10 protein-coding genes are annotated in these 13,873 nt (G+C 40.5%); 6 read left to right on the top strand and 4 right to left on the bottom strand.

All coding sequences use genetic code 11. From position 1 onward, the window contains the following. Positions 1–23: 23 nt before the first annotated feature. Together ACZ5WS_RS15155 and ACZ5WS_RS15150 are read left to right on the top strand one after the other, a co-directional pair. Positions 24–932: a GGDEF domain-containing protein gene (locus ACZ5WS_RS15155; RefSeq protein ID WP_464709629.1), complete on the top strand. Its 909-nt coding sequence runs from the start codon at positions 24–26 to the stop codon at positions 930–932. Beyond that, a complete protein-coding gene (locus ACZ5WS_RS15150) occupies positions 916–1,914 on the top strand; it encodes an AraC family transcriptional regulator (protein WP_464709627.1) in 999 nt (332 codons plus the stop codon). The genes ACZ5WS_RS15155 and ACZ5WS_RS15150 overlap by 17 nt, the downstream gene beginning before the upstream one ends. Here the strand turns inward: ACZ5WS_RS15150 and ACZ5WS_RS15145 are convergent, their stop codons facing one another. The 3 genes from ACZ5WS_RS15145 to ettA form a co-directional block, all read right to left on the bottom strand. Continuing rightward, positions 1,915–2,823 (bottom strand): histone deacetylase family protein, encoded by a 909-nt coding sequence (locus ACZ5WS_RS15145; RefSeq protein ID WP_464709626.1) that lies wholly within the window; start codon positions 2,821–2,823, stop codon positions 1,915–1,917. Positions 2,824–2,880: 57 nt separating this feature from the next. Beyond that, positions 2,881–3,243, bottom strand: coding sequence for a PilZ domain-containing protein (locus ACZ5WS_RS15140; RefSeq protein ID WP_054202042.1), 363 nt, complete (start codon positions 3,241–3,243; stop codon positions 2,881–2,883). Positions 3,244–3,380: 137 nt separating this feature from the next. Next, positions 3,381–5,054, bottom strand: a complete 1,674-nt coding sequence (gene ettA / locus ACZ5WS_RS15135; protein ID WP_008111928.1) for an energy-dependent translational throttle protein EttA — start codon at positions 5,052–5,054, stop codon at positions 3,381–3,383. A 225-nt stretch (positions 5,055–5,279) separates the two neighbouring features. Between ettA and ACZ5WS_RS15130 the strand changes: the two genes are divergently transcribed. From ACZ5WS_RS15130 to metH, 3 genes are read left to right on the top strand one after another with little or no spacing between them, the layout of a single operon-like run. Then, complete coding sequence (locus tag ACZ5WS_RS15130; RefSeq protein ID WP_008111930.1) at positions 5,280–6,227, top strand: homoserine O-succinyltransferase; 948 nt, start codon at positions 5,280–5,282, stop codon at positions 6,225–6,227. Next, positions 6,217–7,287, top strand: a complete 1,071-nt coding sequence (locus tag ACZ5WS_RS15125; RefSeq protein WP_464709624.1) for a homocysteine S-methyltransferase family protein — start codon at positions 6,217–6,219, stop codon at positions 7,285–7,287. The genes ACZ5WS_RS15130 and ACZ5WS_RS15125 overlap by 11 nt, the downstream gene beginning before the upstream one ends. Before the next feature lie 10 nt (positions 7,288–7,297). Continuing rightward, positions 7,298–9,928 (top strand): methionine synthase, encoded by a 2,631-nt coding sequence (gene metH, locus ACZ5WS_RS15120; RefSeq protein WP_464709622.1) that lies wholly within the window; start codon positions 7,298–7,300, stop codon positions 9,926–9,928. A gap of 107 nt (positions 9,929–10,035) precedes the next feature. Here metH and ACZ5WS_RS15115 read toward each other — a convergent pair whose 3' ends face one another. Then, entirely contained in the window at positions 10,036–12,834 is a 2,799-nt protein-coding gene (locus ACZ5WS_RS15115) for a COR domain-containing protein (protein ID WP_464709620.1), read from the bottom strand. A 266-nt stretch (positions 12,835–13,100) separates the two neighbouring features. On the opposite strand from ACZ5WS_RS15115, the gene ACZ5WS_RS15110 reads away from it, so the two are divergent. Beyond that, positions 13,101–13,868, top strand: coding sequence for a hypothetical protein (locus ACZ5WS_RS15110; RefSeq protein WP_464709619.1), 768 nt, complete (start codon positions 13,101–13,103; stop codon positions 13,866–13,868). Positions 13,869–13,873: the final 5 nt, after the last annotated feature.

The raw sequence follows: 13,873 nt of genomic DNA, 5'->3' as shown, positions 1-13,873 counted from the left end.
GTAAATCTTAGAAGACTTAAACAATGCGATATAACCCATTTACCAGCCATGCAAAATTAACTAATACCATCATTTTATTATTAGTTATTGCTGTAGCAATATGCGCTTACTTTGGCGAACTTAAGCAATGGCAAGAAATTGCGTGGCTCGATATTGTCGGTGAGGGCGGTATTGTGTTGATGACCCTCAGCTGGATAGTTGCGTTACTTATTTCACGCCCGCCAGGCAAAGTAACTACCTTATTAGTGTTAGGTTTAGGTTTGTTTATGTTCTCAGCCACGCTCGATTTACTCGATGAGTGGTTAAAGCAACCTTCACAATTATGGCTCACCTGGTTTGAATCACTGCCAGCGCCGTTTGGTATGTCGCTTACCAGCGCTGGGCTTTATTATTGGCACCAAGAACAGTTTGTTCTAAATCGTCAATTGCGTCGTCGTGAAGCGCATCTTCGCGAACATGAAAAAGTCTGTCCGGTAACAGGGTTATACCGAGTTAACTACTTACATTCACTCATGCAGCAACAGCAAACAGAGCAACAAGGCGGCACTTTAGGTGTTATTGATATTCGTGATTTTGCAAAGTTTAATGCGCAGTTTGGTTTTAGTGAAGGTGATAGGTTACTAAGAGAGATTAGTGATTTATTAGTAATGAATTGCCGGTTAAATGATGTGCTTTGTCGCTATGCTGGCGATTGCTTTATTGTGCTTATGCCGAATACCAGCCAAAGCCAAGCCAAAGAATTACTAGCGCAAATGAAAGCGGCGCTTAACCATTGTGCGTTTAAAGTCGCAAAAAGCAAAGGCGCACAGTTTCAGCATATTTTAACCGCCACCATGGCAATGGATTTAGCGCAAGATCCAGTGCAGCAAACCAGCCTGTTACATCAACACTTACAACAAGAAAAGGCGCTTGTAGGTGCAGCAGTATATTAGCCTAGATGATAAATACCTCAGCGCGGAGGGAATGATCACTGCGCTGGTGGAGCTTGCCCAAGGGCGAGGGATCCCGCTGCATAAATTGCTGCGTGGTACGGGTATTTTTGAGCAAGATTTATATGATCTATCACAGCGGTTTAGTTTATCGCAGTTATTGGCTTTAATTAGCCAGTTTAAAACCTTAATGAAGAGTAATGATAGTGGCTTTTTACTCGGTCATCAATTGGTTAATGACGTTAGCCCAGCAGTGCAAAGTGTGCGTTTAAGCCCCAGTTTAGGTATGGCTTTGAAGCAATTACAACAAATTAGTACCGTTATTGCCCCTTTATTATTTACCCGTAGGCATATATTTAAAGACGATTTATATCTGTACTTGCAACCGAGTATCGGTATGGACGAGTCATTAAAAAATTATTGTTTTGAAATATACAGCGCTGCGTTAATGAGCTTACTAAAACGAGTCTGTAATGTGTATCCACATTGTTATTTTGACTTTACTTGTAAACGCCCTCGGCATATTCAAGAATATGAGCAGCACTTAGGCTTACGAATACGGTTTGAACAACCCTATACCCGTTGGCACTTTAATAAACAACTACTTAAGTGCCCAAACCCAGAGGCTAGTCAGCTTAGGTGGCAGCAGTGCATAGCGCAAAGTGAGTTACATAAGAATGTATCACAGTCTTTTGTTGAGGCTGTGTGCCAGCGCATTTACCGTGATAAAAACAACAGCCTTGCTAACAGTGCTGAGCATTTTGCCATGAGCTCTGCTACGTTTAAACGTAAGTTAAAACAACATGGTGTTAGTTATTCGCAATTACAAGATGAACAAAATAAACTTAAAGCTCTGCATTTACTGGGGGTGTGCCAGCAAGGTAATGAACGAGTGGCTGATCGCCTTGCATTTTATGATATTCCTAACTTTCGCCGAGCATTTAAGCGTTGGACCGGCATTACGCCAAGTCAGTTAAAAATATAATTAAAAACTAGCCGCTTGCTCTATAACAATGCCATGGCGCTTTGCTAGGCGCTGATGATCTCTGTCATAGCCTCCACCAATCACAGTGGCAACAGGAGTATTATTTGCAAGGCAGCGTTTAAGCACTAAGTGATCGCGCTTTTCTATCCCTTGCCAACTAATATCCAGTTTGCCTAAGCCATCCTCTTGCCAAATATCAACGCCAGCATCGTATAAAACAAGATCCGGGTTAAGCTCGTTTAATAAAAATTGCAGCGTATCGTCAACAATACCTAAGTATTCAGCATCTTGCATATTATTGGTTAAACCAATATCTAAATCGCTAGGGGACTTTCTAAACGGGAAGTTTTTTTCACAGTGTATTGAACAGGTAAACGCATAAGGTTGATGAGCCAGCATAGCTGCGGTGCCATCGCCTTGGTGAACATCTAAATCAAAAATCAGTACGTTGGTAACTTCCCGGTTTTGAATTAACGTTTGTGCGGTAAAGGCTAAATCGTTAACCATACAAAAACCCGATCCAAAATCACTGTGGGCATGGTGAGTGCCGCCCGCTAAATGGCACGCAAGCCCATTTTTAAGCGCTAAACGCGCGGTTTGCAGTGTTCCTAGCGGGGCGGTAAATGTGCGGTTCATTAGTGCTTGTGACCAAGGCAGGCCAATACGGCGCATGGCTCTTTCATCTAGGCGGTTATGCCATAAATCGTGAATGTAGTTTTCACAATGTACTATTTCTAGCTCTTCTACACTACCATGTGGTGGTTCTGTGATATTACTGCCAGCAAGTCCAAGGGTTTTAACATGCTGGTGTAGCTGAGCAAATTTACTCATTACAAAGCGATGCTTGGGATCAAAACTAAACGAGTAGTTAGGATGATAAACTAAAGGTAGATTGGGGTTCAAACTCATATCTGCGTCGTTTAATTATTTTTGGTTATGGTAATCAACTTCACGCAGTGCGTCTATTTATGTTTGGTGAATAAGCGTTTCAAGCTCGCGGTGTAATAATGTTTCATCGGCAAGGTTTAGCTCAACTAAACGCTTTAAATGCGTGATACTGTCTATATCAATACTATGGCATTTAAGACCAATATGATTTTCTTCTATGTGACGAATAACCACCGGCATTTTTATTTCAATATCGCTTTGTGGCAAAGTAAAACGTAGTACTGCTTCGTCATTTTTGTTCCCAGTAAATGTATCGCTTTTAGTAATAAGCGCACCATGTAAAGAGATATCTAATAGAGTGCATTCATACTGGCTGCTAGCCATAACTAATTGCGCTGCAGTAGAGAACATAATACGAGAAAATTGCCGACGGTTTTGCATAATAATCTTATAAAGCTGTTATTTATAATAAGCATAGCTGGTAATGCCCAACACGCCAATTTGCTTAAAGATAAAAATAGCTCGCATAAAAAAGCCCCGCATTAAATGCAGGGCTTTTAACTTATTCACTGTGGCTGTTAGCCAATTTTTTTATACTTTATGCGCTTAGGCTGTGCAGCTTCTGCGCCAAGAGTCTTTTTAAGCCACTCTTCGTATTCAGTGTAGTTACCATCAAAGAAGTTAATTTGGCCTTCGTCGCGGTAATCTAAAATGTGTGTAGCAATACGGTCAAGGAACCAACGGTCATGCGAGATACACATTACACAACCTGGGAATTCTAAAATAGCATTCTCAAGAGCACGTAATGTTTCAACGTCCAAGTCATTAGTTGGCTCATCCAGAAGCACCACGTTGCCGCCTGCTTTTAACAGCTTAGCTAGGTGTAAGCGGTTGCGCTCACCGCCAGATAAGTCTTTAACAAACTTTTGCTGATCGTTGCCTTTAAAGTTAAAACGGCTAACGTAAGCACGGCTTGGGAACTCAAAGTTACCAATTTTTAGTACATCTTGGCCGTCAGAGATTTCTTGGAATACCGTTTTGCTTTCGTCCATGTTGCCACGGAACTGATCAACAGTTGCCAGTTCTACTGTTTCACCAATGCTGATATTACCGCTATCTGGCTGTTCTTCACCGCTTAACATTTTAAATAGCGTTGATTTACCTGCACCATTGGCACCAATAATACCCACAATAGCGCCCTTAGGCATGCTAAAGCTTAAGTCATCAATTAAAACGCGGTCGCCAAAGCTTTTACGTAAGTTGTTTACTTCTAATACTTGGTCACCTAAACGTGGGCCAGGTGGAATAAACAATTCGTTGGTTTCGTTACGTTTTTGGTAATCAGACTGTTGTAGCTCGCTAAACTGCGCCATACGTGCTTTTGACTTAGCTTGACGACCTTTAGGGTTTGAACGCACCCACTCAAGTTCTTGTGCAATTGATTTTTGACGTGCTTTTTCAGATTTTTGCTCTTGTTGTAAGCGGGCATCTTTTTGCTCAAGCCAAGAAGAGTAGTTACCTTCCCACGGAATACCTTCACCACGGTCAAGCTCTAAAATCCAACCTGCTACATTATCAAGGAAGTAACGGTCATGCGTTACTGCCACAACAGTGCCTTCGTAGTCATGTAAGAAGCGCTCTAACCAGGCAACCGACTCAGCATCTAAGTGGTTAGTTGGTTCATCGAGAATCAGCATGTCTGGTTTTTCAAGTAACAAACGACAAATAGCAACACGACGGCGCTCACCACCCGATAGGTGCTCAATTTTAGCATCCCACTCAGGTAAACGAAGTGCATCGGCAGCACGCTCTAATACGTTATCGATATTATGACCATCGTGCGCTTGAATAACCGCTTCTAATTCACCTTGCTCTTTAGCCAGTGCGTCAAAGTCAGCGCCTTCCATTGCGTATTCGTTATACACTTCGTCAAGGCGGTTAAGGGCATGTTTTACTTCACCTACAGCTTCTTCAACAATTTCACGAACTGTTTTGCTTTCGTCCAAAACAGGCTCTTGCGGTAAGTAGCCAATTTTAGTGCCTGGTTGAGGGCGAGCTTCACCTTCAAACTCTTCATCAACACCCGCCATAATGCGAAGTAGTGATGATTTACCAGAACCATTTAAACCTAGCACACCAATTTTTGCGCCTGGGAAAAAATGCAACGAAATATCTTTTAAGATAGTGCGTTTTGGTGGCACAACCTTAGATACTCGACTCATCGAGAATATAAACTTATCAGGTAAAACCATGGAAGAAGCCTTCAAATAATAATAAAAATTTCAATGCTGTATTGTAGTGGCTCACAGGTGAAACAGTCAACGAATGGCACTGTTTTAAAGTACATATTCAATTTATACAAACCGCGTGAATAAATTTCATTTAGACATCTATACATCTAGAGGTTGATATTTTTGGCATTCTGTTCATAATGAGAGCGTATTAACTCTCGGTTTTTATGAGCAGGAGCTTTAAGAATGCCAATTACAGTAGAAGACGAATTGCCAGCTATTGCACGTTTACGTCATGAAAACGTGTTTGTAATGCCAAAAACGCGTGCAAAAACCCAAGAAATACGCCCTATGCGTTTGGCTATTCTTAATCTGATGCCTAATAAAGTAGAAACCGAAGTACAGTTTATTCGCTTGTTGGCTAACTCTCCGCTGCAAGTAAATGTTGAGCTATTGCGCCTTGATACGCACCGCAGTAGTAGCAACTCAGAGCAACACTTAGATACTTTTTATCGTTATTTCTCAGAAGTAAAAAACAACAACTACGATGCACTGTTAATTACCGGTGCACCGCTCGCACATTTAGAGTATGAAGAAGTAGCGTATTGGGAAGAGCTCAAAGTAATTATTGATTGGGCCGAGCAACATGTAACTTCAACATTGTTTTCGTGCTGGGCTGCCCACGCGGCTTTATACCACCGTTATAATTTAAAGCGCGATTTAAAAGACAATAAACTCTGCGGGGTGTTTACCCACCAATGCTACTTTGCCCATGGTGCACTTACCCGCGGTTTTGACGATACCTTTTTAGTACCCCACTCACGCTATGGCCACATAGATATTAATAAAATAAACGCCTGTGAAGAGCTGGTGGTATTAGCGGGCTCCGAACGAGTAGGGGCGTATTTACTTAAAAATAAATCGGGCAGCCAAGTGTTTATTACCGGCCACCCCGAATACGATGCCGACAGTTTGAAAGCCGAATATGAGCGCGATTTACAAAAAAGCCCCGATGCGCCAAAGCCTGAAAACTATTTTCCTGATGACGATGCCAGCAAACAACCGTCTAAAACATGGCAAAGCCACGCGTTTTTACTGTTTTCAAACTGGTTAAATTATTACGTTTACCAAACCACACCCTATGATATTAACTTAGTTAGCCAAGACGTAAGGACTAACAACTATGCCGAATAATCCTCAAAACAATAAGCATGAACAGCTGAGTGCTGCGCTCAAACAGCGCATTTTAATTTTAGATGGTGCAATGGGAACCATGATCCAAGCGCATAAGCTTGAAGAGCAAGACTACCGTGGTGAACGTTTTAAAGATTGGCACGTGCTTATTAAAGGTAATAACGATTTATTAAGCCTAACCAAGCCTGAAATTATTACTGATATACACCGCAGCTTTTTAGCCGCCGGTGCCGATATTATCGAAACCAACACCTTTAACTCGACCACCATTTCGATGGAAGATTACGACATGGCGAGTATAAGCCGTGAAGTTAATTTAGAGTCAGCTAAGTTAGCCCGTGCTGTATGTGATGAATTTAGCGCTAAAACCCCAGAAAAACCGCGCTATGTAGCGGGTGTTTTAGGGCCAACATCTAAAACCTGTTCGTTATCTCCGGATGTAAACGACCCGGGCTATCGTAATATCACCTTTGATAAGTTAGTGACTGCGTATGTGGAGTCTACTCTTGCATTAATGAAAGGCGGTGTAGATATTATTTTAATCGAAACAATATTCGACACGCTTAATGCAAAAGCCGCCTCATTCGCGGTAGAAGAAGCGTTTGAACAAGCAGGGCGTACATTACCAGTGATGATATCAGGCACTATCACCGACGCCTCAGGCCGCACGCTTTCAGGGCAAACCACCGAAGCATTTTATAACTCTATTCGCCATATTAAGCCGCTTTCAATTGGCTTAAATTGCGCTCTTGGGCCAGATTTACTGCGCCAATACGTTGAAGAGCTATCGCGCGTATGCGAAACCTTTGTCTCTGTTCACCCTAATGCGGGCTTACCCAATGAATTTGGAGAATACGACTTAGAAGCAGACGATATGGCAAAAGAGATCATAGATTGGGGTAAATCGGGCTTTATTAATATTGTTGGCGGTTGCTGCGGCACTACGCCTGCGCACATTCGTGCCTTTGCCAAAGGGCTTGAAGGCGCAGCACCACGAAAATTACCAGAGCTTGAAGTGCGTATGCGTTTATCAGGCCTAGAAGCCTGTAACTTAAATTAAGGAGCCGCCAATGACCCAACAAATTGCAGTATTTACCAATGTCGGCGAGCGTACTAACGTAACTGGCTCGGCCATGTTTAAACGTTTGATCATGGAAGAAGACTACGAGACCGCTCTTAATGTGGCCCGCGAACAAGTAGAAAATGGCGCCCAAGTTATTGATATCAACATGGACGAAGCTATGCTGGACTCAAAAGCGGCCATGGTTAAGTTTTTAAACTTAATTGCCTCAGAGCCTGATATTTCTAAAGTGCCTATTATGGTCGACTCCTCTAAATGGGAAGTAATAGAAGCAGGCTTAAAGTGTATTCAAGGCAAGGCTATTGTTAACTCAATATCGCTTAAAGAGGGCGAAGAGCCGTTTAAACGCCAAGCTAAAATTATTAAACGCTTTGGTGCCGCCGCTGTTGTAATGGCATTTGATACCGAAGGTCAAGCCGATACCGCCGATCGTAAGTTTGAAATATGTGAGCGCAGCTACCGTATTTTGGTCGATGAAATTGGCTTTCCGCCAGAAGACATTATATTCGACCCCAACATATTTGCCGTTGCCACCGGCATAGAAGAGCACGACAACTACGCCGTAGAATTTATTGAAGGCACCCGCCGTATTAAGCAAAACTTACCCCATTGTAAAGTGTCGGGTGGGGTATCAAACGTATCGTTTTCGTTTAGAGGTAATAACCCGGTACGCGAAGCGATTCACTCGGTATTTTTATACCATGCGATAAAAGCGGGTATGGATATGGGCATAGTAAACGCAGGGCAACTTGCGGTTTACGACGACATCCCCGAAGAACTTCGCAAAGCCGTAGAAGACGTAATTCTTAACACCGACCCAGGTGCAGGTGAGCGCCTTGTTGAACTTGCACCTAAATATTCAGGCATGGCGCAAGCTGAGCGCGTAGAAGATTTAGAATGGCGCACTTGGTCGGTTGAAAAACGCCTAGAGCATGCTCTAGTAAAAGGCATAACCACCTTTATAGATGAAGATACAGAAGAGTGCCGTGCTGGCGCCGATAAACCTATTCACGTCATTGAAGGGCCACTTATGGATGGCATGAACGTGGTTGGGGATTTATTTGGTGCCGGTAAAATGTTTTTACCCCAAGTGGTTAAATCGGCTCGGGTAATGAAACGCGCGGTCGCCTACCTTGACCCATTCATTGAAGCCGAAAAAGAAGAGGGCGCGACCAACGGTAAAATTGTTATGGCTACCGTAAAAGGTGACGTGCACGATATAGGTAAAAACATTGTAGGCGTAGTACTGCAATGTAATAACTACGAAGTAATCGACTTAGGCGTAATGGTACCTGCTGAAAAAATACTGCAAACAGCAATTGACGAAAAAGCCGATATTATAGGCCTTTCGGGCTTAATTACCCCATCGCTTGATGAAATGGTACATGTTGCCAAAGAAATGAAGCGTCGTGGCTTTGAGCTGCCGTTAATGATTGGCGGGGCAACCACCTCAAAAGCGCATACCGCAGTAAAAATAGAGCCGCAGTACGACAAAGGCGTGGTGTATGTAAATAACGCCAGCCGCGCCGTGGGTGTGGTGTCTAATTTATTATCAAAAGAGCATAAAGCAGAATTTTTAGCTAAAACCACCGCCGAGTACGACAAAGTACGCGAACAACAAGCACGCAAAAAGCCGCGCTCAAAACCAGTTACCATACAGCGCGCCCGCGATAATGCTGCAAAGCTCGATTGGGATAACTACACACCACCCGTGCCGAAAAAGCTGGGCGTGACCGAGTTTAAAAATGTATCAATCGCGACTTTACGCAAATACATAGACTGGACGCCGTACTTTATGACCTGGTCAATCGCCGGTAAGTATCCGCGCATAATGACCGATGAAGTAGTGGGTGAACAAGCACAAAGCCTATTTAAAGACGCCAACGATATGCTCGACGACCTTGAAAAATCAGGAACTTTGCAACCACTAGGTGTAATTGGTTTATTCCCAGCTAACCGCGTGGGCGATGACATAGAAATTTACACCGACGAAACCCGCAAAGAGCTATTAACTACTTCGTGCCATTTGCGCCAGCAAACCGAAAAAACCGACTTTGCTAATTACTGTTTAGCCGATTACATTGCGCCAAAAGGTACGCCAGATTACTTTGGTGCGTTTGCGGTAACAGGTGGCTTAGAAGAAGACGATCTTGCTGACGCGTTCGATGCCAAGCAAGACGACTACAATAAAATAATGGTAAAAGCGGTTGCCGACAGGCTTGCTGAGGCCTTTGCCGAATACCTGCACGAGCAAGTGCGTAAAGAGTATTGGGGTTATGCACCGAATGAAAATCTAGGTAACGATGAACTCATTCGCGAAAACTACCAAGGTATTCGCCCAGCGCCTGGTTACCCAGCGTGCCCTGAGCACACCGAGAAAAAGAAAATTTGGCAACTACTCGATACTGAAAAACGCATTGGTATGCAGCTCACCAGCTCGTACGCCATGTGGCCAGGTGCTGCGGTGTCGGGTTGGTACTTCTCACACCCACAAGCGAAATACTACGCGGTAGCGGCAGTACAAAAGGATCAGGTAGAAGACTATGCCAAGCGAACGAGTATGACGCTCGCAGAAGCCGAAAGGTGGTTATCGCCTAACTTGGGGTATGAGCCAGAGTAAGTGAAGCTGTAAGCGGTCAGCTATCAGTCGTCAGTTAAAAAAAGCGAGTCAAATTAGGCTCGCTTTTTTGTAGCTTTGCATTAGCACTATTCGTAATGAAATTATTATTAACCAAGTAAAAAGCTTGGTACTGTAGGCATTGCACATAGCTCCGCAACTTTATTGTATTTGCTTGCTAAAGATTGTAGTTTCTTTATACCTTCGCCCGTCTTATCTAATAGCTCACCAGTTTTATTTGTTTTATTCAATGCGTCTTCAAGGAAGTTTTTAACCCTAGAAAAATTATCAGACTTATTTGATGCTTCCTCTTTATTTTCAATATCCTGAATTTCATTTAGAGGTGCAGACAGTCTTTCCATTTCTTTTTGAGAGCGTTTTAAGAGTTTAGCTGTATCATTATTTGAAATTATATCCTCATCATCTGCTAAATCTTCGAATAGGTCTTGGCTCCAGCTTTTCATATCACTACTAAAATCCTTTAGCTGGATGTTTATACTAATGTTTGATGACAAGGTTGCACTTTGTTCGTTATGTTGGGATGCGGTATTTGTTATTATAGGGTTTGCAGTCTGATTTTGCGTAATGTTCACAGTAAGCCTCTCATCTGATTCTTTATAACTTTGATGTCTACTTTCAGGTTTCTCAATACCATCCAGTATTTTTGCAACCGAATAATCAATATTTAATACATGGTCGTACTGACTATCACTTCCAATACCTTTTAGTAAACGCTGCTCAATTTTTATTAATCGTTCGTAAGGAAGATAACTTTCTTTATTAGTTTCTGTACATTTAAGTGGTAGAAGCTCTTCTAGGCCAATATTTTCAGCTTTGTAACTTGAATGTATTTCAGAGAAGTAGCTACGCAATACAGCTAAAAAGCTACGTCTCTCGGCTCCATCGACTTTGATTTTTATTATTCGGTCTTCTTTATCTTGAGTTATTAGAGCAGAAGATTTAAATGCTTTATGCTTCAACAATACACCAAATCTCCAGCATTTTTTAGGTACTTGATGAATATGACTTTTAACTATGAAGCGCGCCATTAATTCTGGGGGCATATAATCATTATATTTGTAAATAAACTCAATACCGTTATCTATAGTCGGATTTCTAGTCAGCTCTGTAGGTAATAAATCTGGGACCAAGAATTTCTTGTTATTTCGCTTAGCATCAATACTGTAGCAAAGCTCAAATTGCTCCATTACTTGCATTAGAAAGATAGACTTACCCCTGTATCTAGAAAAATCTAACTTTTCTTCAAGTATTTTTTCAGCTTCTGTGACTGTTATAACACCGTCATTTTTAGCAAGCTTATCAGAATTTAAAAGGGTATATATACCTTCAGTTATCCAAGTTGGGTTTAGTACCTGAGTTTGTAATTCATGTAATTCTTTAAAATGAATTATGTGGCCTAAATCGTTTAAAAGGGTGAGTAAAATATTTTGAACTTGATGATCTTCAATTGAGTGATTTGTACATATTTTGGTAAAATCTTGATGAGAAATATGATCAGACTCTTTTTTTAATTCTTCCAAATCGTCTTTTATTGCAAGCCAGTTTTTAGCTAAGACGAAGTTTCTCATTTCAAGCTTAGCTACTTCTGCTTTTATGATATGTTTTAATTTAGTTATACCAACACCAGACTTACATGAGGTTTTATAAAAGCCAATAATATTGGAATATTTCTCTTTAAGATGTTGCCTTCTTATATTGTCATCATAATGTTCGTCACTTTTGTTCAAAACAATCAGTATTGGTGAGCTTTTACTTACCGCTAAAACTTGTTTCAGCCAATGTTCAGGATTCTCATCTTTTCTACCATCTAATACTATAACGTATATACTTCTTTCAGACAGAAATAATTGGTGAGTTGCTCTCATTATCTCTTGCCCACCAAAATCCCAGCAGTGGAGAGTTACATCTTCCTTATCAACATTTACTTTCCAAGGAGTAATTGAAATACCATCAGTTTTATCTTCTCTAGGGTTAAATTTATTTTCATTAAAACGATTTATTAATGATGTCTTACCAGCAGCACCCTCCCCAACTAAAACTAATTTGGCTTCGTTTAATTTTGATGTTTCACCTTGTAATGATTGATAGTATTTTTTCATTACGAGGTTTCCCTGTTTAACTATCTCTTTGGGTGGGATAGTCACATTATTATCGTAAAAATTAACTAATTTATTTTTATTAGACTCTAGGAAATGAAAATCTATACCTTTTTTTAAGTAAACGTCGAAGTTTAGATCTATGAAGCTTTCTGGTATCTCATTGATTTTACAATCCGACAAGTTTAGTTTGACTAAACTTTTAAAGTTTTCACCAAACAATTCCAAGCTATTTATTGTACTCCCGGACAAGTCTAATGATTCTAGTTTATCAAGTCTTGCTAGAGGAAGTAGAGCTGACTCATTGTCTACACAAATATCTATATTCTTTAAATTAGTAAGACGTGCGAGTGGTGTTAAGTTTGACTGTTTAGGTGAACTAATATTTAACTCTTTTATGCTAATTAGTTTATCAAAACCATCCAAAGATACTTCACAATTTGTAGCGATAAATACGTTTTCTAAAGAATCAAAATGAGATAGAAAATCTACACTAGCTACATCTTTACTTACTATGATCAGTTTTTTTAATGAGCTCAGCTTAACAGTTTTAAGAAAACTTAAATTGAGCGGAGCATCCAGTAAAAATATACTTATGAAAGTGATTTCCCCACGACTATTAACAAAAAAATTAGTTCCTTCTCGGAAAATATCCCAATTAGTAACTTGCTTCGCTACAGCTGCTTTTTGAAGTACTAGTGCATTATTAATTATACCTATTTCATTTGCGCTATCTTTGTTGGGTGTATGTAGTTTTTCAGTAGAGTTAATACTATCAGTATAATTATCCATTTTAGTCCTTTAAATTTATATGATGAGCAAATTTAGTTGTGGTTTTTCAATTAGATATAGATTAACCTTTTTTATCCGGGTAATACAATTCAAAATGGATATATATTGTCAAATTTAGACCTGAGTAATGTTTAAAAATTAATCCCTGTGTTCTATTAAAGTATGTGGTAACACAGAACAAAGCGGAGACTAAGAGTTTCAAGCTTGGACTATACGCCCACTTGTAATTTATTCATTTTCAATAACTTTAAATAAAAGGACTACAAATGAAGTATTTACATTATATATTGCTTTGCTTGTCCCTACTTTTCACATCGAATACATTTGCGCTTGAGCAAAAGTATCATGAGAGTGTTTTACCTGTTATTGCTGCTTTTAAAACGCATGATAAAACTGCGATTGCTGCGCATATTCGCTACCCTCTAAAAAGACGATACCCACTTCCTGATATTAAAAATGAAGCTGAGTTTATTAACCGCTTTGATGAAGTGTTTGACGATGAGTTTGTTACTATTATTGGCAGCTCTAATATTAATACCGATTGGGATAAAGTGGGCTGGCGCGGCATTATGCTCTATAACGGCGTAATGTGGGTAGACACAGACGGCAAAGTTATTGCTATGAATACACAAAATACCACTGAGCAAGCACATGCAGAAAAGTTAATCGCTCAAAATAAACAATCACTCCATGCAAGTATTAAAACCTTTCAAAAACCAATACTTGATTGGGACACAGCAAAATACCGAGTTCGCATTGATGATTTAGGCGATGGAAACTTCCGTTATGCGTCGTGGAGCATTAATAAAAGCCCAAGCGATAAGCCTGATATCGTTTTAATCAATGGTGATATTACCTTTGAAGGTAGTGGCGGCAATCATCACTATACGTTTAAAAACGGACGCTATAGTTACATATTACACGTTACTATTATTGGCAGCGATACATCGCCACCTGGTTGGCTTGAAGTATATAAAGATGAAAAGTTGTTATTGTCTGACGCTGTTATCAGTGCAGTTAATAAGGCTAATTAAGTTTC

The organism is Pseudoalteromonas sp. 11L1 (genome assembly GCF_055397545.1).
Note: the sequence above shows the minus strand (reverse complement) of the source record. Positions and strands in the feature narration are given on the sequence as shown.